This window comes from Streptacidiphilus pinicola (assembly GCF_003258295.1).
Taxonomy (GTDB): Bacteria; Actinomycetota; Actinomycetes; order Streptomycetales; family Streptomycetaceae; genus Streptacidiphilus; species Streptacidiphilus pinicola.
Genome location: NZ_QKYN01000130.1, coordinates 1 through 21061, shown reverse-complemented (window position 1 = coordinate 21061; position 21061 = coordinate 1). Strand labels below are relative to the sequence as shown.

The following is a 21061-nucleotide window of genomic DNA, read 5'->3' as shown; positions in this document are numbered from 1 at the left end:
GTGCACGATTGAGGGCGACTCCCCCGAGACTGCTCCTTCGCGAACCGGGCTGACGCCGGACGCGGCCTCGAAAACACCGCTCGCTGGCCGCTACACCCGCCTGAGCACGGCGATGACCGTGCCGAGGATCCTGGTGTCCTTCGCTGGGATGGGGTTGGTAGGCGTCGTTGGCCGGCTGAGCCAGGAGCCGCCCCGACTTCCGTGGTGGAGATGCTTGACGGTGGCTTCGGTCTCGTCGACCAGGGCTGGGATGATGTCGCCATGGTCGGCGGCCTGGGCGGCGCGGAAGGCGACGGTGTCGCCGTCGAGGATCCGGCCCTACGCCGTGGTGATCTTGCCGTCCCACTCGCCGCCTGCCGGGACGGACGCGTGCTGGTGGATCAGTTCCCAGCCGTTCTCGCCCCGTTCGAAGCAGTCGGTCTGCCGGGCCATGACGTGCCTGGTGGAGCCGTTCTTGAGCACGATGTTCGTGCTCTGCACCGTGCAGACGATGCCCATGTCCCCGTTGACCTTCGCGTCCAGTTCGAGGATCTCGACCTTGCAGGACTCGAATTTGGCGAACGTGTCGTCGAACAACTTGCGCGCCGGCGCGACGCCCCTGGACGCGAACGGGGGGATGTCGAACCACAGCACGTCGGATGCCCAGTGCCGGGTGCTCTGCGCGCCGGTGATCGAGTCCGCCATCTCGCGGACGATGGCGATGATAGCTTCCTTGTCCTGCTCGGTCGTCGTCATGACCTTGCTCCCTTCATCTCGCGGCCCTGATCGGCCGCTACGGACAACCCTGCGGCGTGCCGTCAGGGGAGGTGCAAGACCCAGCCCGGCGAGGGGATCTCCCCTCAGGGTAGCTCCGCTGCCCAGGGCATGCCGTCAGCGCTGGACATGGGGGGTTCCCCGAAAAGTTGGCCACTCAGAGGGCCGCCAGGGTGCGGATCCGGTCGGCGAAGGCGCGTCGGGCGGCCCCGGACCGGGGGGCGAGGCGGTCCCATCCGTGCGGGACGCCGGGATGGACGTGCAGTTCAACGGGGACGCCCGCGGCGGCCAGGCGCGCGGCGTAGGCGATGTCCTCGTCGCGGAAGATGTCGAGGTCACCGGTGTCGATGTAGGCCGGGGCCAGTCCGGTGAAGTCGGTCAGGCGGGCCGGTGCGGCGATCGGGGAGACATCCGCGGTGTCGAACGTGTCGCCGAGCACCACCTTCCAGGCGGTGTAGTTGTCGTCGTAGGTCCAGGTCAGGAAGGGTTCGCGGGCCGGGTCGGGGCCCTGGTTGCGGTCATCGAGCATCGGATAGACCAGGATCTGCCGAGCCAGGGGGATGTGCCGGTCCCGCGCCAAGATTGCGGTGGCCGCGGCGGGTGCGCCGCCGCCGCTGTCGCCCATCACCGCGATGCGTCCGGTGTCCACGGCCAGTTCGTGCGCGTGGTCAGTGAGCCAGGTCAGGCCGGCGAAGACGTCCCCGGCGAGCATGATGCCGGTCGCCTCGGGGGCCAGGCGGTAGCCGACGGACAGGAACGGCACCCGGCTGTGGGCGACGTACCAGGAGAGCAGGGTGTCGTAGGCGTCCAGGTCGCCCAGGATCATGCCGCCGCCGTGGGCGTAGACCACGGCGGGGCCGGGCGCCGTGCTCTCGCCGGTGGTGTACCAGCGCAGTTCGATCCGGGCGCCGTCGGGCGCCGTGGCGAAGTAGGTAGCGGTCTTGATCCCGGTGACCGGGGGGACCAGGGCCGCCATGGCGGCCTGGCCGAGGTTGCCGGCCTCGCGAATCGACTTCCAGTCCCCGCGCTCGCGGGCGGGTGCCCCAGCTGCCTGCTCGGTGCGGGCGGCCAGGAGGGGGACGAGTTCCGGGTCGAGGGTGTAGTTCACGCGGTGGTGCTCGCTTTCCACGGGAGGGGCAGAGAGACCAGCGGGAGGCGGCCGAGCGGCGTACACAGGGTGGGGAGCTCTGCATGCGCCGTGGGTTGTGGCGTGGGCGGTCGATATCGGGGCACGTCAGGTGCGGGATCGCTCAGTACGGCGATGGCTGGTTGCGGATCACGGCGAGGCTGACGATCTTGCCGTCGCGCACGCTGAAGTAGTCCGACATCACCAGCTCGGCCGGCAGGTGGGTCTTGTCGTAGGTGCCGTCGTAGCGGGACCGAACGATCGTGTCGCCGTGGTGCTCGACGACCTCGCGCACCTCCATCGTGACGTGGTCGCCGATCATCTCCTTCTCGGCCCAGCGCCGGATGGCGTCAACACCGCTGATCTCGCGGCGCGCGTCGTTGACGTAGGCGTCCTCGGCGAAGGCGGCGACCATCCGGTCGAGGTCGAAGGCGTTGACCGCCGCCAGGTACTCGGCGACGACGGGCGGCAGGGACGCAACGGCAGTCATGCACGTGCTCCTTCCAGGACGGCGGCACGGTCGACCGCCTCGAAAGAAGCCTGCGAGGTGCCCTTCAGGGAGGTGCAACACACGCGCGTGCCCGTGCACCTCCCCCAAGGGGAGGTGGGACAGTGACGGGTATGGACGCCACCCTGCCGATCGGGGACTTCGCGCGCGCGACGCACCTGAGCGTGAAGACGCTGCGGTACTACCACCGCGTGGGGCTGCTTGAGCCCAACGAGGTGGACCGGCACACCGGCCACCGGCACTACACCACCGCCCAGATCCCGACCGCGCAGATCATCCGCCGCTTCCGCGCCCTGGACATGCCGGTCGAGCAGGTCGCGCAAGTGCTGGCCGCCCCCGACCTCGAAACACGCAACACCCTGATCGCCGCACACCTGAACCAGATGGAACAGCAGCTCACCCACGCCCAGAACGCCGTCACCTCACTGCGCGACCTGCTCACACGCCCGCCGGGCGGCACCCGCGCCGACATCGGGCGCCGCAGCGTCCCCACCACGCCCGCGGCCGCGATCACCGAGACCGTCGATGTCACCGAGGCGCTGACCTGGTACCAGGGCGCACTCGGCGAGATCTACGCCATGCTCGACGCCCAGGGACTCGCCTCCGAAGGACCTGCGGGTGGGATCTTCAGCACCGACCTGTTCACGCACGAGCGCGGACCGGCGACGATCTTTGTGCCGTGCACCGGGCCGCTGCGCCCGATGGGCCGGGTCGACGCGCTGGTCATTCCGGCGGTGGAGCTTGCCACGATCGTGCACCGCGGCCCGCACTCGAACATCGACCTGGCCTACGGGACCCTGGGCGCCTACGTCGCTGAGCACGCCCTGGCCGTGGACGGCCCTATTCGCGAGTATTACCCCGTCGGACGCCGCGAGAGCTCGGACACAGCCCAGTGGCGCACCGAGATCTGCTGGCCCATCTTCCACACCGGACCGGCCCCCGACCCCCACGCGCCCACGGTCGCAAACGACGATCGGTAGAAGACCTGCACGGTCCTCGGGTCGTGGGTGGTCAGCGGCGACAGCGTCGGTCAGGTGGCCGGTCGGGCAGGCTGGCGCGCGCCGCTGCGCGGGGCCGGCGGTCGCGCCATCTAGGATCGGCAGCACGCTTCACCGGTGGCGAGAAGGAAGAGACAGGTGCGCGCGTGATCGCGCTGGCAGTCACGATGACCACACTTTTCGTCTGGTCGCTCGTGGCCGGCCGCCTGGCGCGGTGGAGCGTCACGGCACCGGTCGCGATGACGGCCGCCGGGGTCGCGCTGACCGTCGGGCCGCATCCCCTGGTGCGCATCCATCTCACCACCTCGAACGCCGAGCACGCGGTCGAGTTCATCCTCGCCGTCCTGCTGTTCGTCGACGCCAACGAGGTACCCGCCGGGGCGATCCACCAGCAACGCAGTCTGCTGACCAGGCTGGTGGCCTGGGCCCTGCCGCTGACGCTGGCGGTGGGCGTCCTGCTTGGGAAGCTGCTCTTCCCCTCGGGCGGGTGGTGGCTGGCAGCGCTGTTCGCGACGGTGACCGTGCCCATCGATCTGGCACCCGCGGCCGAGCTGATCCGCGACTCACGTCTGCCCTCGGGGCTGCGCGCGGTACTCACGGTCGAGAGCGGGCTGAACGACGGGATCGTCGCCCCCGTGTTCCTGTTGTGCCTGGCCGGCTTCGAGGCGCACAGCGAGCCTGCGCACCAGTCCACGGGCGAGGTGGGCGCGGCCTTCACCGCTCTGCTGTGGGCTCTGGCCGCCGGCTTCCTGGTCGGTGGGCCAGGCGGCTGGCTGCTGCGGCGCTCCTGGCGGGCGAAGTGGACGGGTGAGTCGGCCGTACGCCTGGGGATCGTGGCTCTGCCACTGGCCGCGTACGCGCTCGCGAACGCGGTGCACGGAAACGGCTTCGTCGCTGCCTTTGTCGCCGGGCTCAGTTTCACGCCGGCCTCCCGCGCCCTGCCGCACAAGGCACTGCATCTGGTCGAGGACCTCGGAACCCTGCTCTCGCTGGCACTGTGGTTCGTCTTCGGCGATGTGGTCACCACGGCGTTCACGGGCAACTTCAACGCGAATGTCGTGGTCTACGCCCTCCTGGCACTGACCGTGGTGCGAATCGGGCCGGTGCTGCTCTGCCTGACGGGCAGCGGGCTGGACTGGGCCGACCGCTGGCTGCTGGCCTGGCTGGGCCCCCGCGGCCTGGCCTCCATCGTCTTCGGCCTGCTCGCCTTCATCAGTCTGGCCGACACCGACCCCCACGACGCCGACCTGGTCGGCCAGGTGATGACGATGACGGTTGTGATGAGCCTGGCCTTGCACGGACTCACCTATGGCCCCCTGGCCGCCAGATACGCGGCAGCCCGCTCCAGGACGGCGACAGCGGCCGGAGCACGCGGCTAGCCGCGAATTCCTGTGACACCCGCGGGACGAGAGTGATCGTCAAGTGTTGTGGATCCCCCGTCGGGGTTGCGGCGCCTCAGGCGGCGTCGGCTTGAGACAGGCGGACTTCGGGGGCGTGACTGCTCTCGATGGTCGGTCAATCGGCAAAGAGGGCATGTCTTGTGCGGTCGAGTCCGCGACACCGCCTGCTCAGCGCGTCGAGTGCCCGTGTCGGTGTCCCGTGGTGACAGACCTTCATCGGGCCGGGGCGCGGGCGCTCCGGCCCCCTGCCGTCCCTGTTCGCGTCGGCCGTCCGGAGGGGAGGACCAGCAGGCCGGGCGCAAGAAATCCCGGGCCCCCTGCCTCTCCGCGACTCCGACCTGGACTGCGAGCCGCAGCGGTGGCCTACCCGAAGGGCGTCCGGTCCGGTTGGCAGACAGTGCCGTTGGCGGGGGTGACGAGATCGACGAGGTAGCGCACCCTCGCCTCGTCGACGCATTTACTGGGCACCTGGTAGCTGGGGTGGCCGTAGCCGTTCAAGGTGAGCAGCACGGCGTTGCCGAGTCGCCGCTGGGCTGCCTGGGCGTTTCGGTATCCGGTGGCCGGGTCGTAGCGGGCGTTGATCAGCAGGATCGGGGTTCTGGTCCTGGCGTTCCACGGTCCGGTGTAGCGATCGGCGTCGGGGGACGGCCAGTGCGAGGCGCACGGCGACCACAGCCACCAGCCCAGCACCGTGCCCCACAGCTTGCTGGTGTCGGTGAAGTCGGCGATCTGTCGGGTCCAGGCAGAGGACGGGACGCGGGCCGCGGCGTCCGCACACGAGATCGCCGACGAGGTCGTCGCGCCGACGCCCAAGACCTCGGGTGCCTGCAGGGCCGCTGCCGCTGTCTTCAGGTTCGACGCGTCGCCGCTTACTGCGGCCTCGAGGTCCTTCGCGAAGGCGGGCCAGGTGAGCGGCGACCGCAGCGGGGTGAATGTGGAGACCTGCAGGTCGCCGTAAGTGAGCACGCCCGGCGGGTTGGCGTGGCGCGCGGGGATCGGCGTCCTGCGGGCGGCGGCGAACAGCCTCGTCATGCGCTGTGCGACCGTGTCGCCGTGACCGGCGAGCGCGCAGTGCCCAGGGCCCGCCTGCTGGCACGACGCTTCGAACTGGGCCAGCACCTCGTCGGTGGAGGAGACGGCGCTGGTGATGTTCGCCTCCATGCTGGTGGTCTGGGCCACCGTGTCGACGATGCCGTCAAGCATCATCGCCCGCACCCGGCCGGGGAACAGGTTCGCGTAGGTCTGGCCGATCATGGAACCGTAGGACAGGCCGACGTAGGTGAGCTCGGGGTCGCCGACCAGGGCGCGGAGCCGGTCGAGGTCGCGGGCGGTGTCCGCGGTGGAGATGTGCGTGAGCAGGTCTCCAGTGAGCTTGGCACAGCGGGACGCCAGCTCTTCGGCCTTGCGCTGGTACGCCACCGATTCCGCAGGGGTGCTGGGGATCGACACGCCCTTCCAGAACTGATCCTGCTCATCGCTGCTGGTGAAGCACTCCACGTGGGTGCTGTCGTTCGAGCCGCGGGGGTCCCAGCCCACCACGTCGAAGCGTCCGTCGCCGAATGTGTCGAGTTCCTCTCCCGAGTCCCGTACGAGTCCGACACCGCTCTGGCCCGGACCGCCGGGATTGACGAACATCGACCCGATGCGCGCGTCCGGTCTGCTTGCGAGACGACGGATGACGGCCAGTTCGATCTGCCTGCCGGTCGGTCGGCTCCAGTCCAGCGGCACCGGGACCCGCGCGCACTGGAACTCACTGCCCAGTCCACTGCAGCTCGTCCAGGCGATCGCGTCCGGCCGGTACCCGGCATCGGCTTCGGCGTCGTTCGCGCCGTTCGACGTGCACGCGGCTGCGGCCACCGACGCGAGAACGGCCGCGACGGCCAGCCCCGCGCGCCGCCCCCATCGAGCAGCCCGCAGGGACGGTGGGGCGGTCCCAGTAGTCATCCCTCGGCCGATCCTCGGCTCAGCATCCAGTCTGCCTACGCCAGCCTGGGGCGCGAGCAGGCGATGAGCGCGACGCCTCGCCGATCCCGGTCCGCAACCCACTCGCTTGGTGCACCCGCCTCGCTCGGCTCCGCCCCGTCACGCCGGGGCCTCGAACCGGACCAGGGTGATCGACGAAAGAACCGCGAGTTGTGCATCAGCGGCTTCACCCGCCGCCTCACCCTGCACCCGCGCGAGGAGCATGAACTGCTCCAGCAGCAACGCGCCGAGCAGGAGACCCCCGGATGGCGGCAGCGCTACGGCCGCCGCGCCGGCGTCGAAGGCACCATCCACCAGGCCGTTCACACCACCGGGATCCGCACCAACCGCTACCGGGGCCTGGCCAGGACCGGGCTGGCCCACGTCCTCAGCGCCGCCGCCCTCGATCTCGCAGCCACGAACTCGACACTGCCGCATTCCCCTTGGCCCAGGGCTTGCCCCACCGGAGCCGCTGGTCACCGCCCACGTGTCCGAACTGACCACCATGGTCCGCGCGTGAGCGTTCACATGGGCATGGTCGGAGGCAGATGGAGCCCAGGGACCAGGCCCGGGTTCCAGGGCACGAAGCAGGCGAAGCCGATCAGGGCGAGGCCGAGGGCGACGCTGAACGCCTTGCCGTGGTGCCACGTCCTCTCCACGAACACGGCGGCGGCGAGACCTGCCATCCAGGCGAGGTTCATCACTCCGACCACGATCAGCACGACCATCAGGCCCCAGCAGCAGCCGACGCAGTACCCGCCGTGATACAGGCCGACCCGCAGATCGCGCAGCCTCCCGGAGTAGTTGCCGAAGTGCAACAAGAAGCCCAGCGGGGAGCGGCAGTGACGCAGACAGCGGTCCTTGACCGGGGCCACCTGGTACAGCCCGGCACACGCCAGCACGACGGCGCCGACCCACGGCGCGGCACCCGGCGCCCTGGCGGCAAGCTCGCCACCGGCCCAGGCCGCGCCGAACGCGGCCAGGCCGAAGGCCTCCCACGCGCACAGATACCCGACCACCAGACCGGCGCTGCGCCCCGCGCGCGTCCACCCCGTCGTTCGGGCCCGCAGTGTCCGCAAATACAGCGCGACGACGGGCGCGACCGCCGGGAGCATCATCGCGCCCATCATCAGCCCCCACAGGGCCAGGAATCCCCACAGGTCCCGCCCCATCGTGCCCGGCCCCGGCGCCATCCCGGACGAGCTGCGCAACGTCAGGACCCAGGCCAGCGCGGCAGCCGTGAGCAGAGCCGCCCAGCTCGCCGGGACGACGCCCCGTCGGGCCTGCGGTAGCGACATTCAGGCCGCCCAGGAGAACGGTGCCGAGAAGGCGTTCTTCCCCTCGTTCTCGAACTCGAGGCCGAACGCGTTCACCCGCGACCTGGTCGCGGTTCCCGCAGCGAGGGTGTCCGCGGGGAACCCCACTCCGCTGACCCTGATCCCCTTTCCGGTCGCGTCCAGGGGAGAGACGAAGTCCTCGACCTCGAGATCGATCGCATCGCCGATCCGGACGCGGTGGGTGCGGCCGTCATCGACGTACTCGATCCGGGCGACCTCCAGCCCGAGCATCTCGCCGACCAGCGGCCCGAGGCCCTCCATCGGACCGCCCCGCTGACCGGAGAAGACCGCCCCCAGCGACTCCGCCTGTTCCGGCGAGGCCGCCTCGTCCATGAACAGACCCATCCGCCAGCCGCCCTCACTCATGAGCGGCGGAGTGTCGGCCACCACCGCCACCGTCAGGCCGCTCACGTCGACGTCGTCGACCTGGCCGGAGGCGACGTGGAACGCCAGGACCACCCGGCACCGGTCGTAGTCCGCCGGCGCCGAGAGACCGGAGGTCGAGCAGGGACACACCATATTGCAATTGCAGTTCTCGAAATACGTCCCTTCGATCCGCCACGCCATCGGAAGCTCCTTCCTCTTCCCGAGGCACACTTCCGGTCCCTCATTCTCCGCTCCTGACGATCACCGGGCAAGGCGCGATAGCTGTCGGCCCGGGGCCTCGCCTCACGCCGTTCGGCGTCCGCCCGGCATCGGTGATTTGCTGGAGGCGAGGCGCCTTCCGGAAGGAGCGGTCCCATGACAACCGAAGCGCCACGACCGCGGTTCCCGGGCGAAAGCGAGGAATACCGGGCCGCGCGCGAGAGATTGCTGGAGGCCGAAGTCGCGCTGCGCCGGCAGGTCGAAGCCGTGGCACAGTTGCGCCGGGGGCTGCCGCCGGGAGGCGAGGTCTCCACGGACTACATCTTCGAGGAGTGGGACGAACAGACGCAGGCTCCCCGCCAAGTGCGTATGTCCGCGCTCTTCGGTCGGCACGAGACCCTGTTCCTGTACAGCCACATGTTCAATCCGGGCGAGACGGGCACGCCGCTGGAGGCGCCGTGCCCACTCTGCACCTCGATCATCGACGGGATAGACGGAGCCGTCCCGCACATCAGCCAGCGCATCGCGTTCGCTGTCGCGGCCAAGGCCCCGATCGAGCGCCTGCGAGGCCACGGGCAGCGACGCGGCTGGCGCAGCGCCCGGCTTCTGTCGTCGGCACACAGCACCTACAACCGCGACTACCTGGCCGAGACATCGGACGCCGACCAGTGCGCGATGGCGACGGTCTTCACCCGCCGGGACGGCGCCATACGGCACGCCTGGAGCAGCGAACTGTGGTTCGTGCCACCCGAGCCCGGTCAGAACCCACGCCACGTCGACTTCATGTGGCCGCTCTGGTCCGTACTCGACCGCGGCCCCGAGGGCCGCGGCCAGGACTGGTGGCCCGAACTGGAGTACCCCTGAGTTGCGCGGTCGGGATGACCCTGGCCAAAGACCGAGCCACACGAACGAGTGACGGGTTACTGCGCGCACCGAACGTGCAAAAGACCGGTCGCATGATCGTTGCCAGCTCATCGACCGAGGGGTACGCGCCGACCGCCACGCGGAAGTCGGCGAGCGCTGCCTGCGCGTTCTCGGCTGCGGCATTTCTCCGAACTCCTGGTCCGGAGCATGGGTCGCAACCGTTCGATCCCCGGGTCGTTGGCCGGATGTGCCTGCTATCCCTTTCGTTCCCGTCACCGGTCCTCGTGGGCTTCCGCTCCTCGGCAGTCTTCCCGCCTTCGGGCGAGACCCGTTGGCGTTTCTCGTCCGTCTGCGCGACGACTTCGGGGACGTGGTGACCTGGTCGCTCGGCCCTATGCCGATGATGCTGCTCTCGCACCCCGAGCACATCGCCGAACTCCTTGCCGGCGACGAGAAGCTCTACCAGCCCATCGACGTCAGCTGGGTGTTCAAGCAGCTCGTAGGGGACAGCGTCATCCGTAGCCAGGGTGCCGACTGGCGTCGCAAGCGGAGTCTTGTTCAGCCGGCCGTCCGTCCCCGTCAGGTGCGCGGACACGCCGCCACGATGGTTGAGTGCGCCGTGACTGTGGCGGAGAGCTGGCAGGACGGGCAGCGGATCGACGTGCAGCGGGAGATGAGCCTGCTCACCCAGCGGATCGTGGTCCGCTCGCTCTTCGGAAATGACCTCGGGGGCCGAGATCGCCAACTCGGCGACGCAATGGCGGTGGTCGGGCGGGAGCTCAGCGCCGAGCTGCGCGGTGTTGGGCTTCTCACTCCGTCCTGGGTGCGGACCCCGGCGCGGCGGCGCGTGCTCGCCGCGGTCGCAACGGTCGATGGCGAGATCGATCGGCTCATCCGCGCCCGCCAGGAGGCAGAGCGCGAGGCCGATGACGGGGAGGACGTGCTGGCCAGGCTGCTCGCGGCCCGGGACGAGGACGGCAATCGGCTGACCGAACGACAGGTACGCGACGAGGCCGTGACGCTCTGGGGCGCCGGCCACGAGACCACATCCACCGCACTGACATGGTGTTGGTACCTTCTGTCCGCCTCCCCGGACGTCCGGGGCAGGCTCACCGCAGAACTCGACCGTGTCCTGGCCGGGCGCATGCCCTCCTACGACGACTACGACCAGTTGAGTTGGACCAGACAGGTCATCAAGGAAGCCCTGCGGCTCTACCCGCCCGCGTGGGTTCTTCCTCCCCGGACTGCGCGGGACGGCGTCACCCTGGGAGGGACGCCGATTCCGGCCGGGACGACCATCTGGTGCAGCCCATGGTCCACACAACGCGACCCACGCTGGTTTCCCGATCCCGACGTCTTCCGCCCCGAACGCTGGGACATGGAGCGACCGGAAAGCGTGCCCGAGCACGCGTGGTTCCCCTTCGGCGGCGGCCCCCGCACTTGCCTCGGCGCCCGCTTCGCCCTCGTCGAAATGACGCTCGTCCTCGCCACGCTCGCCCAGCGCTTCCACCTTGACGTCGATCCCGAGACGGTCACGCCCAAGGCCGGTTTGCAGCTTCAGCCGGCCGCGCCGCTGCATGCCACTCTCCACGACCGCACCGCCCCGACCGATCGGTGAGGCGCGCCCACAACAAGCGGGGGCTCGGCCGGCGTGCCAACGAAGCTCGCCGGAAGGCACTTCGTGCGGACAAAAATGGACTGCCGCTGGTCAGGAGCGGCGGGTGGGCGGCCCACCCGCCGGCAACTGCCGGCCGCGCGAGCGGCATCTTCATCGCGGCCGCTCTCGTCTTTCTCCCGTCAATCTTCGGCGGTCGACACGCCATGGCCCCGCCGGCACGAAGCCAGCGGGGCCATCGGCGTTCCCGTGGTCAACCGCGGACGATGTTCGCGGCCTGCGGACCCTTCTGGCCCTGCTCGACGTCGAACGTCACGGTCTCGCCCTCGACGAGCTCGCGGTAACCGTTGCCGGTGATCGCGGAGTAGTGGGCGAAGACGTCCGGGCCGCCCCCGGCCTGCTCGATGAAGCCGAAGCCCTTCTCGGCGTTGAACCACTTCACGGTGCCCTGAGCCATGCTGTCTCCCACTTGGGATCGCGGGGACCCACTATCCGGGTACCCCTGGGTGTGATCGCTCTGGGTCCTCGGGTCTGCGGTGAGGCAACTTCGGCACAGCGCGTTCGGGCAGAACCGTACAGCGAGAGTGATCGCCTGACTACGGGGTGTCCGCATTCCGTGTAGCCGGCCAACCTCGCGGCTGGACTACGGCAGGGTGTTCGCGAATGCCTCGTACGCCTTGGCCTGCGTAGGCGTTACATGGTGGCTGACCCTGATCAGCACGTCCCCGTGGACGTAGTCGTAGTCGGCCTCGATCGGCAGGGCAGCTGTGGCGACCGCACCGCTGCTCGCACCCGCGCAAGAGTGATCCGCGAGAGTGAGGTGTGCCTGGGTAATTCCGGTGATCGTCGGCGTCGTCGTTCGACCGCCTGCCGGGTCGTGATGCAAGGTGTGTCTGTGCCGGAAGCGCGTGCTGGCACTGTCGAAGGCCCGGACCCGGACTCCGTGCACGGGTCCGGGACTTCGACACACACCACGGCGATGGCCCGGCCGGCGGCGAGCGCGTCCAGCAAGGGCCCGGCGGGCGGCCTAGCCGGCACGGCGGTGCACGGCCCCCAGGGGAGGCGGAGTAGCCACTCCACGACGGCGCAGGAGGAGTACCGGCGTGGCATGGAGCGCCACGCCGGTGGGGCTGGTGGCCCGCGGCGCCGAGGGCTCGAGCCGTTCCCGGCGCGATGCCGGGTCAGTTCCTGCCGACCTGGCCCTACCGCAGGCGTTTCACCTGGCGGTGACCCACGTCTGCGCCGACGCGGTCGGGGCGCAGGTGAGGTCGCCGCCGTAGGCGAGGCGCCACCAGCCGGCGGCAAAGTCGATGGAGGTGGCCGCGAGCGCGCCGGTGGTGTTGGCCTTCGCCCACCGCTCGGTGACCCAGGAAGACGCGACCTTCGCGCGCACGAGCACAGGCCGACGCCCGCCCAGCGCGCAGCGAGCGGCGGCGGCCGAAACGAGACCCTGAGGCGCAGCAGAGATGCGCGACAGGGCTGCGGCCGGTCGTCCAGGCCCACTGTGACGAGGCGTCGGTGCCCTACGGTGTTTCGTGCCAGGCGGCGTACGCCTCCCGCGCGTGCGTGAGTGCTTCGTGGGCCAGGACGCTCCAGGCCGGGGTGATGACGTAGCAGCAGCCAGCAGTCGAGTGCGGTGTCGGATCGCCTTGCGGAGCGCCGCGACGGCGGCGGCCAGGTCCCGTTGCTCCCGGTCGCGGGCGCAGGGCGTCGCAGCGGTCGCCCAGGTGCCGGTCATCGCTGTGCTGGCCGCAGTCACGGCATGTCCCCAGGTCTTGATGGGTGCTCACGGCGAGATCGCCTCGCAGGGCACAGACAAGCGGCTTTGCGGCGGGGGCGCGAAAGGCGAGCTGACGTGGGGAAATTGGGCGGGCAGGGCATGCGGAATCCGCCCAACGATCACCCATTCATGGGACACTAGGCTTATCCAAATGCGTATCAACTACCGCAAAAGTAAACCTTCATGAACTTCGTCGACGCTTCCATCACCTATGGCGAGAACGGCATTCGCTGCGGCTGCGGCAGCCCCGCCCACTCCAACCTGAGCCCCTGCGACGGACCCGACCTGCTCCCGCGCCGCGGCGACTACCTCGAAGGGTGGCTCAAGCAGCAGCGGGACGCCTGCTCGGGGCACACCGCCACGTACAACGCCGTCGACGGTCTGCTCGACGACTACAGGCTCCACGCGGGCACCGGCACCCCGCTCGACCAGCACTGCGGCGAAGGCGGCAGCCTGGATAACTACGCTGGAGGCTACGACGCGAAGGGGGCTGCGCGGTGACCGTCCGGTCGGTCCTGTTCTGGTCGGGCCTGCTGATCGCCGCCGCTGGCGTGCCCGACCGAGAAGTGCCACTGCTGGTGGCTGGGTTCGGGATGGTCGCCGTCGCGGTTGTGATCGCGTTGCTCGGGTTCGTGCGCGAAGTCGCTCGGTGGTGGCGGTACGACTGGCGGGACGACGCACCGGCCACCGTCGACTCAATTCGGGACCAGGCCCGTGACGTCGAATTGGAATATCCGCTGGACGAGGAGCAGTGATGGCTGGCGGGAGGGCAGATGCGGTTCCTCAATACGTATGAGCGGATCGGTGACCCGCTCGCCCCGATGCCTCCGCCGCTCGACCTCGGCGCGTTCACCGTTGGGAGGATGAACGGCGAGTCCGCGACGGCGCCGCTCGGTTCCTGCACGACCACCCGCTCACCGTGTACGCCGACCTGTACGAGCCCCGCGGCTTGATCCTCACCCCCTGCGGCAACGCCGGCACCTTCACCGTCACCCGAGGAGGAACCCGTGCCTGAGCTGAACCGCTTCGAACTCCTCTGCCGCCCGTTCGCCCAGGGACCGCTCGACAAGACCCACGCGCTCCACGAACTCGCCCTCGACGCACATCAGCAGGCACCGCCTCAAGGAATCCAACCGCACGAAGCCGAGCCCGCCGCAGCCAGGGGGGCGCCCGTCGTGGACCTCATGGCTGCGCCGAAGGCCTCAAACGCGGGGATGCAGGCCCAGCGGGAGGCGGCAGCGGCGCCGGCGAACAAGACCGCGCTGAAGAAGCGGACCCCGCGGCGCGCGGGCTGAACTTCACGGCCGGGCGGCGACGATCGAGCCGAACAAGGCCCCGGCGCGCGGGTGAGGGTCACGCACCGGGGCGACTGGCTGCTCGGACCAGTGCAGGGAGCGTAGCGGCCTCCAGAGGGCGCCGAACACGCCAAGTGGGGACGCTCAAGCAGCCCCAGCCGCCCAGTGTCAGTGCCCGGCCCTACCGTAGAAGACCCGCATCCTCCCGCCACGGCGGCCACGGACAGCATGGCGCGACGGCCGGCCAGGACATGGTTGACGAAGGGGACGGTCTCAGCAGGTCCTTCCCCTTCGGTACTCCGTCAGCGTCAGTATTTGCCGGTGACGCGCTCGATCTCGATGGCGAGCACGCCAAGCGCCTCCTTCTCCGGTCCGTAGATGCGGCGGATGTTGGCGGCACTTGTCAGCGGGATCAGAGATCGGATCCTCCCTCAGGATCGGGACACTGTTGCTGAGGAATGGCAGCACCCGCGTGTCGGCGCACGACCTCATCACGCTGTCTGCGGGCCGACCGCTCCGGTGCGGAGGACCGGCGAGCAGCCATCGGCATCGGAGGGGTTGTTCCCATCTCGAACCCCACTGAGCTGGGTCTCACGGGGCGTCCAAGCCGGTACAGATGGCGCCGGCCGAGCCGCACCCACGCGAGAGCGATCCTCGAGTCTTCCTTGTACCTGGGGAATTCCGATGATCGTCGGCGTCGTCGTCCGACCTCCTGCCGGATCGTGATGCAAGGTGTGTCTGTGCCGGAAGCGCGTGCTGGCACGTCGAAGGCCCGGACCCGACCAGAACGAGTCCGGGACTTCGACACACCAAGAACCCCGCAAAGCGGCGCGCCCCTGGGGCGCCGTCCACCCAGGGCACGCGGCGCGGAGCGGCGGACCCGGGCGCCCGCGGCAGCTTCGATAACGGCCGCCGGGCACGACAACTGGCGCGGCGTCAAAGCCAGGTGTCGCAAGCATCAGCCCCCAGGGGGCTTCTCTGACGTCAGCACAGGTCAAAGGTGTCGCACGACCGTATGCGGCGTTGTGCGCCTGCTCGTTCCCCGCCGAGGTCGCCAGCGGCACCAGCACCGACGCCTCGCCCAGCCGATTAGCCCATCGTGTCCCGCGACTCTCAATCATTGAGCCGCGGGACACGGCGTCTGGCTGCTTGTCGCGACGGGTCGCGGCGAGCCTTGCGCTGTGCCGGACCACGGATGCCCGAAGCCGTGTGCGTGATCATGAGCCGGCTGTTCCCACCAAGGAGTTCGAACTTGCCGCTCGCCGGGTCATGATGTCGCGGTAGCAGTACGCCGTGATGGTCAGCAACCGGTGTTCAGCCTCAGCGCTGACGCCAGACCGCCTGGGTCCCTTGCCCGATCAAGCTACGTCTGCCACTGCCAGGAATCCCCATTCGGCGCACAGCGTCGGACGTGGACCAAGAAGGCCTGAACTGCTCGTCGTTGTGTGGGAGCGCCAGCCCGGAGGCGCTGAACTCCACTGATGCCAGTACGGCATGACGGGATCTCTGGTGGTCTACTCCTGGCGCTCAGCCGGGTCAGGTCGACGCCGATCTCCTCGTCGCCGCCCCGCACGGTCAGCGCGTGGACCGACAGGTAGTCACCACTGTTCGGCGGCAGCCCACAGCCGTCCTGGACGATCGCAACCGGAGAGGGGCGACGTAGGCAGTGGTCGGACGGATCGACGCCGGCACCGACGTGTCGATCTCATGGTCGGGCCTGGCTGTCGTACACCCGGTCGAGCCGGCGGTCCTGAGGCCGAGAGTGGCGCGTTCGCCATGGACACCCAATGAAGCCTGCGTTGCGAGCCCTCCCGCGTTCCGCGGGTCGGACCGGGTCCAGACGGGTGGACTCGCGGACCGATGCCCCAGGGAGTGCGCCGTTTGACGCGGGGTTGACAGCGATGATGCCTGGCAAGGCCACCTCAATGGAAGAACGGTACCCATGCCCGCGCTGCGCCGTGCCTCCGCCCGCCGACTGGCCGTCACATTGGCCGCTCTCACCGCTGTCGGCTCCACCGTCCTGGCCGCGCCGTCGGTCCAGGCCGCGCCACGGGCCACCCACTCCACAGCCCGGTCGGTGGAGGGCTGCCCGCCGGATCACGCCCTGGTCGCCCGCCTCGACAAGGCGATCGAGAGCGTCATGAAGGAGACCGGCACGCCCGGCGTGACGGTCGGGCTGACGCTCCCCGGCCGAGGCGACTACGTGCGGTCGTTCGGGGTGGCCGACAAGGCGACCGGCATGCCGATGTGGCCCGGCCTGTACCTGCGGATCGGCAGCGAGACCAAGACCTTCACCGCCACCGCCGTCCTCGAACTGGTCGACCAGGGCCTGGTCAAGCTCGACTCCCCGATCGCCGCCTACCTCCACGGCATCCCCAACGGACGCCACATCACCGTCCGCCAGCTGCTGGAGATGCGCAGTGGCCTGTTTCCCTACACCGCCGACACGGACTTCGACAAGGCGCTGTTCACGGACCCGTACCGCCAGTGGACCCCGCAGGAGCTCCTGGCGTACGCCTTCCGCCACCACCCCACCGCTCCAGGCGTGAAGTTCCAGTACTCCAACACCAACTACGTCGTGCTCGGCCTGCTGGTGGAGAAGCTCGGCAGGATGCCGCTCGCCGATTTCGTCCGTGAGCGGATCCTCGAACCGTCCCACCTGGACCACACGTTCTTCCCCTTCGGCGCCGAGTTCCGCAAGCCGCACGCGCACGGCTACACCGACCAGACGCTCACGGGCGCGGTCGCCGACTCCACGAAGTGGAACCCGAGCGCCGCCTGGGCGGCCGGTGCGATGATCTCCGACCTGCGCGACATGCGCCTCTGGGCCAAGGACGTCGCCACCGGAACGCTGCTCTCCCCGGCCACCCAGGCGGAGCGGGTGAAGTTCATCCCCGCAGGCTTCCCCGGCGCCGGGTACGGACTAGGCCTGTTCGAGACGAACGGCTGGCGCGGACACAACGGCTCGATTCCCGGCTACGAGAGCGCGACGGTCTACCTGCCGCAGGAGCACGCCACGTTGGTGGTCCTGCTCAACACCGACATCCTGCACAACGGCGCCGAGCCGAGCACGCTGTTCGCCAACGCCATCACGAAAATCGCAACCCCCGGTCACGTCTACGACCTCCCGGCCACGGGCTGAGCATCCGGCACTGTGCCTGCTCCGGCCCGGACGGTGGCGGCGAAGCGCTCCCTCCGGCTCCGCCCGAGGTCAGCGGAGACCAGCAGGAGCAGCCGTGCTGTCAGACATCCCATGCCGTAGCGGCGTCAAGCTGTGGCTGGGAGGGTCGCATGATGTGACCAGGCGGTGGCCTCGTCGTAGAGGGTGCGGGTCTTGAGGCAGCCGTGGAGGATGCCGACGAGGCGGTTGCCGAGCTGGCGCAAGGCGGGGTTGTAGTCCAGCTCCCGGGCTCGCTGCTTGTCGTAGTAGCGGCGGGCGCCGGGTGATCGCTGCAGTGAGCAAAACGCCTGGCGTTGCAAGGCGTCGGCCAGCCGGTTGTTGCGGACGAAGCGGGCCTGGACGGCGTGTGTCCGGCCGGAGGCACGGGTGATCGGGCTGGTGCCGGCGTAGTTCTTGCGGGCCTTGGCGGTGGTGTAGCGGGTGGGGTCGTCGCCGAACTCGGCCAGCGCCCGGGCACCGGTGATCTCACCGATGCCCGGCATCGACAGGTAGATCTCAGCGTCCGGGTGCGCGAGAAAATGCGCGCTCACCTGTTCTTCCAGCACGGCTATCTGCTCGTTCAGCGCGATCAGCAGCCTCGCGTGCGCGATCGCGGCCGCACCGTAGGCGGCGGCGACCGGCGCGGGCAGGCCGAGCCGTGGCTCGCGCAGCGCGGCCTGGATCGCGGCGGCCTTCTGGTCCCGGTCGCGGCGCCGATGACGAGCTAGGACCGCGGTGATCTGCGGCTTCGTCAGCCTGGCGGCCTCTTCGGGCGTGGGGGCCTTGACCAGCAGTTCCATCGCATCGGTGCTGGTCAGCTCCAGGCCCGCATAGGCGGTCAGCGCGCCGGGGAAGTACTCACGCAGCGTGCTCCGCAGCCGCTGAAAGGTGCGGGTCCGCTCCCAGATCAGCGTCTGGTGAGCGCGGGCGACCACGCGCACGGCCTGGGCCTGGTCGCTGTCCCCGGCGATCGGCCGAAGCTGGTCACGGTCGATGCGGACCATGTCAGCCAACGCGTGGGCGTCACCCTTGTCGCTCTTGGCCCCCGAGGTGCCGTACCGCTCCTTGAACCGAGCGGCCTGCCTGGGGTTGACCGCGTAGACCCGGTAGCCGGCCGCGATCAGCGCCTGCACCCATGGACCCCGGTCGGTCTCGATCCCCACCACCACCTGACCGGGCATCGGCTCCTCGCCGCCGTGCCGCGCGACGAGAGCGTGCAGCTTCGCGATCCCTTCAACGCCCTCCGGCACTCGCGCGGTGGCGAGCTTGCGGCCAGTCCCGTCCTGCAATTCCACATCGTGGTGGTCTTCGGCCCAATCGTCGCCGATGAACAGCACCAGCACCCCAACCCTTCGCCTTGGTAAGGACCTTGCGCAGCCAGCGGAAGGCACGGCTGTCGCCCTAATGGATCCAGTGCTCACGCCGAACCGCTCGGCGGGCACGCCATCCCATCAGAAGTCAGGCCTCCCGGCCGACCAGCGGGGGCACGGTCTGACAGCAGAGCTTTGAACGGCTCCGGCGAACGAAGTGCTCACCCGCTGGCGGCTACGGACCGTAGTCTCCCTCACGGCCCGACGAGGCCCATTAGGCGACCACCCCGACCACCCCGACCACGAGCGTGATGCGACAAGGCAGTCCTTTGTGGGGCTTCCAGGCTTGTCGCTCTGCTCAGCCGGTCCGGTGGTCGAGGACCTCGTCGAGCCAGTCGAAGACGACCTGGGTGAGGCGTGATCGGTTCCAGACCTCGCAGTGGCCGTCGGCGCCATCCGCGGCGGTGAACCGGGCCAGGGTCTTGGGGCAGGTCAGCGCCTCGTACAGGGTTTCGGCCTGGGCGGCGATCGGGTCGCTCTTGGCCACGGTGACCAGGGTTGGGCAGGAGATGTGTCCGACCACGCCGTGGAGGTTGTAGTCGCTCAGCACGACGGGGTACTCACCGAGACTGCTCAGACCGTGCACCCACACCGCCCTCTGCCCCAGCTGCCAGCGTGCCACCGGGTGCTGGAGCAGCGGGGTGAGGTACGGCTCCAGCTCGGCCGGATCGACATTCGGCAGCCGGTCCACGAGTTCACCGGGGATGGGCAGCCTCGCCCGGGCGGCCTCCAGCAGGTCCAGCTGACCGGGGTCGGCGATCAGCGCGGCGATCCGGTGCTCCCCGCCGGCGCCGCGCGGCGCGTAGTAGCCGCCCAGGCTCCAGCCCATCACCGCCAGCCGGGAGGGATCCACCTCCGGTCGGCTCACTGCGTGGTCGACCACGGCGCGCAGCACGACCTCCCAGTCAGGACGCGAGTGCAGACCCTGGCGGATCAGCGCGGCGCCCTGCCCGGGCCCGTCGACGAGGAGGCAGTTGTAACCCCGGCGCAGCGCCGGCTGTGCGTGGGACCAGTACATCTCGTGGACCGTGGAGTCGTACCCGTTGACCCCGATCAGGGTCGGTCGGGGGGCGCCGGCGTCGTCCACGAGGCAGAGGTAGCCGTCGAGGTCGGTGCCCTCGTAGGGCACCTTGACCTGGAGGACAGGGCTGGGCTGGAGCTGCGCGAAGCGGGCGAAATCGGCGCATTCGTTTTCGAAGGAGGCGGCGAGGCGCGGGTCGACCGGGGAGCCGTAGAGGGGGTAGAAGGCGATCCGGTCGTAGGTGGCCGCGCGGCGGAAGCCCTCTGCGGCGCTGACCCGGTGGCCCCGAGCGAGACTCTCCTCGGCCCAGCCTCGGACCTGGTCAGCGGTGGCGCTCCACTCACGGTGCCAGGCGTCCCTGTCCCCGTCGGTGATGCGCTCGGCTGTCGCTGCCACCTCGCCGTACTCGGAGGCGTTGCCGGTCATCACACACATGGCCCGCTCGCTGAACATCTGAAAGAGGGGGTCATCGAAGAATCTCAGCATCGGGCTGCTCCTGCCGGACGATCGAGAACCCCCCGTCACTCCATCCTGATCCCGGACCGAGAGCGTTGTCCTGCTGGGAACGGAAACCGGCCTGATGACGGCCCGTGCAGGCTGCCTTCGTGCCGGGAACAGGGACAGGCCCAGCTCACGTATCCGTGGCGGATCCAGCCGTCATCCCAACCCCTTGAGACCTGCCCTTCCAGGTTCGACGTCATGCCGGTCGGGCCCCGGCTACCATCGCCGGTCACGGACTGGCTCGACCGGGTGGCAGGACTGCGGCAGTGGACCTCCGGCGGTGTGCGTGTGCCGCACAAGCCTTGTTTCTGACGGGCCACGAAGAGGTTTCCGCGAAGGAGATCGCCCGGGCCGTCGCACCCGCCTTCGCGCGCGACCCGATGCCGCAGTTCCTAGATCCCCGGCTTCGCGACCCTCCCCGAAGCGGGCCAGCGGCGCTCTCCGCGCGTACCTGATCACGCTTCACGTGCCGAAGGGCGGGACCGACGAGATCGCCACTGAGATGATCGACCAGTCCTACTCGACGAAGAGCCAGTCCGCCGCGTCCGGATCGAACCCCAGCTATGACGCGACCACCACCCGGGAGGCTCGGGATCCCCGTGAACCCAGCCCCGGGAACTGCGTGATCGTCCACACACAGCTCCCACCCTTCTGCCGGAACATCTCCTTCCCTGGGGCTCGCTGACCATCGCGGCCTGCTCGGCAAGACATCCGACCCTGAGATCCGGGTGTGCGATCCATCGGGGTTGCCTTGGGGGCCTTCCCTAAGACGCGGTTTCTAATGGC

At 69.6% G+C, this 21061-nt stretch carries 19 protein-coding genes and 1 pseudogene; 9 read left to right on the top strand and 11 right to left on the bottom strand.

Annotated features, from left to right (window positions below):
- Nucleotides 1–90: 90 nt before the first annotated feature.
- From DN069_RS42965 to DN069_RS30070, 4 genes are all read right to left on the bottom strand, one after another.
- Entirely contained in the window at nucleotides 91–312 is a 222-nt protein-coding gene (locus DN069_RS42965; RefSeq protein WP_424556343.1) for a LexA family protein, read from the bottom strand.
- A 6-nt stretch (nucleotides 313–318) separates the two neighbouring features.
- Nucleotides 319–735, bottom strand: coding sequence for a YybH family protein (locus DN069_RS30080; RefSeq protein WP_111506324.1), 417 nt, complete (start codon nucleotides 733–735; stop codon nucleotides 319–321).
- 175 nt (nucleotides 736–910) lie between these two features.
- Nucleotides 911–1882, bottom strand: coding sequence for an alpha/beta hydrolase fold domain-containing protein (locus tag DN069_RS30075; RefSeq protein WP_243639922.1), 972 nt, complete (start codon nucleotides 1880–1882; stop codon nucleotides 911–913).
- A 121-nt stretch (nucleotides 1883–2003) separates the two neighbouring features.
- Nucleotides 2004–2369: a nuclear transport factor 2 family protein gene (locus DN069_RS30070; RefSeq protein ID WP_111506320.1), complete on the bottom strand. Its 366-nt coding sequence runs from the start codon at nucleotides 2367–2369 to the stop codon at nucleotides 2004–2006.
- A gap of 131 nt (nucleotides 2370–2500) precedes the next feature.
- On the opposite strand from DN069_RS30070, the gene DN069_RS30065 reads away from it, so the two are divergent.
- Nucleotides 2501–3367, top strand: a complete 867-nt coding sequence (locus DN069_RS30065; protein ID WP_111506318.1) for a MerR family transcriptional regulator — start codon at nucleotides 2501–2503, stop codon at nucleotides 3365–3367.
- A 164-nt stretch (nucleotides 3368–3531) separates the two neighbouring features.
- Nucleotides 3532–4764, top strand: coding sequence for a cation:proton antiporter domain-containing protein (locus tag DN069_RS30060; protein WP_111506316.1), 1233 nt, complete (start codon nucleotides 3532–3534; stop codon nucleotides 4762–4764).
- 384 nt (nucleotides 4765–5148) lie between these two features.
- Here the strand turns inward: DN069_RS30060 and DN069_RS30055 are convergent, their stop codons facing one another.
- Nucleotides 5149–6729 (bottom strand): alpha/beta hydrolase, encoded by a 1581-nt coding sequence (locus tag DN069_RS30055; RefSeq protein WP_111506314.1) that lies wholly within the window; start codon nucleotides 6727–6729, stop codon nucleotides 5149–5151.
- A gap of 63 nt (nucleotides 6730–6792) precedes the next feature.
- Here DN069_RS30055 and DN069_RS42960 point away from each other — a divergent pair.
- Nucleotides 6793–7098 (top strand): annotated as a pseudogene (locus DN069_RS42960) (transposase); the annotation flags it as partial.
- Between the two features lie 173 nt (nucleotides 7099–7271).
- Here DN069_RS42960 and DN069_RS30045 read toward each other — a convergent pair.
- Complete coding sequence (locus DN069_RS30045) at nucleotides 7272–8045, bottom strand: DUF2182 domain-containing protein (RefSeq protein ID WP_111506310.1); 774 nt, start codon at nucleotides 8043–8045, stop codon at nucleotides 7272–7274.
- The gene (locus tag DN069_RS30040; protein WP_111506308.1) at nucleotides 8046–8651 is read right to left on the bottom strand and encodes a DUF1326 domain-containing protein; all 606 of its coding nucleotides are present in this window, start codon (nucleotides 8649–8651) and stop codon (nucleotides 8046–8048) included.
- Nucleotides 8652–8825: 174 nt separating this feature from the next.
- On the opposite strand from DN069_RS30040, the gene DN069_RS30035 reads away from it, so the two are divergent.
- Nucleotides 8826–9533 (top strand): DUF899 family protein, encoded by a 708-nt coding sequence (locus tag DN069_RS30035; RefSeq protein WP_111506306.1) that lies wholly within the window; start codon nucleotides 8826–8828, stop codon nucleotides 9531–9533.
- Between the two features lie 247 nt (nucleotides 9534–9780).
- The gene (locus DN069_RS30030) at nucleotides 9781–11151 is read left to right on the top strand and encodes a cytochrome P450 (protein ID WP_111506304.1); all 1371 of its coding nucleotides are present in this window, start codon (nucleotides 9781–9783) and stop codon (nucleotides 11149–11151) included.
- Between the two features lie 250 nt (nucleotides 11152–11401).
- Here the strand turns inward: DN069_RS30030 and DN069_RS30025 are convergent, their stop codons facing one another.
- Together DN069_RS30025 and DN069_RS40455 are read right to left on the bottom strand one after the other, a co-directional pair.
- The gene (locus tag DN069_RS30025; protein WP_111506302.1) at nucleotides 11402–11605 is read right to left on the bottom strand and encodes a cold-shock protein; all 204 of its coding nucleotides are present in this window, start codon (nucleotides 11603–11605) and stop codon (nucleotides 11402–11404) included.
- A 759-nt stretch (nucleotides 11606–12364) separates the two neighbouring features.
- Nucleotides 12365–12541, bottom strand: coding sequence for a hypothetical protein (locus tag DN069_RS40455; RefSeq protein ID WP_165845704.1), 177 nt, complete (start codon nucleotides 12539–12541; stop codon nucleotides 12365–12367).
- Nucleotides 12542–13111: 570 nt separating this feature from the next.
- On the opposite strand from DN069_RS40455, the gene DN069_RS30010 reads away from it, so the two are divergent.
- The 4 genes from DN069_RS30010 (at nucleotide 13112) to DN069_RS29995 (ending at nucleotide 17365) form a co-directional block, all read left to right on the top strand.
- Entirely contained in the window at nucleotides 13112–13429 is a 318-nt protein-coding gene (locus tag DN069_RS30010; RefSeq protein ID WP_111506296.1) for a hypothetical protein, read from the top strand.
- Nucleotides 13426–13683, top strand: a complete 258-nt coding sequence (locus tag DN069_RS30005) for a hypothetical protein (RefSeq protein ID WP_111506294.1) — start codon at nucleotides 13426–13428, stop codon at nucleotides 13681–13683. The genes DN069_RS30010 and DN069_RS30005 overlap by 4 nt, the downstream gene beginning before the upstream one ends.
- Before the next feature lie 252 nt (nucleotides 13684–13935).
- On the top strand, nucleotides 13936–14223 hold the full coding sequence (locus tag DN069_RS39560; protein ID WP_133260083.1) for a hypothetical protein: 288 nt from the start codon (nucleotides 13936–13938) through the stop codon (nucleotides 14221–14223).
- Between the two features lie 1942 nt (nucleotides 14224–16165).
- On the top strand, nucleotides 16166–17365 hold the full coding sequence (locus tag DN069_RS29995) for a serine hydrolase domain-containing protein (protein ID WP_111506290.1): 1200 nt from the start codon (nucleotides 16166–16168) through the stop codon (nucleotides 17363–17365).
- A 125-nt stretch (nucleotides 17366–17490) separates the two neighbouring features.
- Here the strand turns inward: DN069_RS29995 and DN069_RS29990 are convergent, their stop codons facing one another.
- Complete coding sequence (locus DN069_RS29990; RefSeq protein ID WP_111506346.1) at nucleotides 17491–18720, bottom strand: IS110 family RNA-guided transposase; 1230 nt, start codon at nucleotides 18718–18720, stop codon at nucleotides 17491–17493.
- Between the two features lie 331 nt (nucleotides 18721–19051).
- On the bottom strand, nucleotides 19052–20260 hold the full coding sequence (locus DN069_RS29985) for an alpha/beta hydrolase family protein (RefSeq protein ID WP_111506288.1): 1209 nt from the start codon (nucleotides 20258–20260) through the stop codon (nucleotides 19052–19054).
- Between the last annotated feature and the right edge of the window lie 801 nt (nucleotides 20261–21061).

What these genes read in the sequence shown, in the direction of transcription:
- DN069_RS30080 (WP_111506324.1), bottom strand. Translation starts at nt 735, where the DNA reads ATGACGACGACCGAGCAGGACAAGGAAGCTATCATCGCCATCGTCCGC.
- DN069_RS30070 (WP_111506320.1), bottom strand. Translation starts at nt 2,369, where the DNA reads ATGACTGCCGTTGCGTCCCTGCCGCCCGTCGTCGCCGAGTACCTGGCG.
- DN069_RS30065 (WP_111506318.1), top strand. Translation starts at nt 2,501, where the DNA reads ATGGACGCCACCCTGCCGATCGGGGACTTCGCGCGCGCGACGCACCTG.
- DN069_RS30055 (WP_111506314.1), bottom strand. Translation starts at nt 6,729, where the DNA reads ATGACTACTGGGACCGCCCCACCGTCCCTGCGGGCTGCTCGATGGGGG.
- DN069_RS30045 (WP_111506310.1), bottom strand. Translation starts at nt 8,045, where the DNA reads ATGTCGCTACCGCAGGCCCGACGGGGCGTCGTCCCGGCGAGCTGGGCG.
- DN069_RS30040 (WP_111506308.1), bottom strand. Translation starts at nt 8,651, where the DNA reads ATGGCGTGGCGGATCGAAGGGACGTATTTCGAGAACTGCAATTGCAAT.
- DN069_RS30035 (WP_111506306.1), top strand. Translation starts at nt 8,826, where the DNA reads ATGACAACCGAAGCGCCACGACCGCGGTTCCCGGGCGAAAGCGAGGAA.
- DN069_RS30025 (WP_111506302.1), bottom strand. Translation starts at nt 11,605, where the DNA reads ATGGCTCAGGGCACCGTGAAGTGGTTCAACGCCGAGAAGGGCTTCGGC.
- DN069_RS30010 (WP_111506296.1), top strand. Translation starts at nt 13,112, where the DNA reads ATGAACTTCGTCGACGCTTCCATCACCTATGGCGAGAACGGCATTCGC.
- DN069_RS29995 (WP_111506290.1), top strand. Translation starts at nt 16,166, where the DNA reads ATGCCCGCGCTGCGCCGTGCCTCCGCCCGCCGACTGGCCGTCACATTG.
- DN069_RS29985 (WP_111506288.1), bottom strand. Translation starts at nt 20,260, where the DNA reads ATGCTGAGATTCTTCGATGACCCCCTCTTTCAGATGTTCAGCGAGCGG.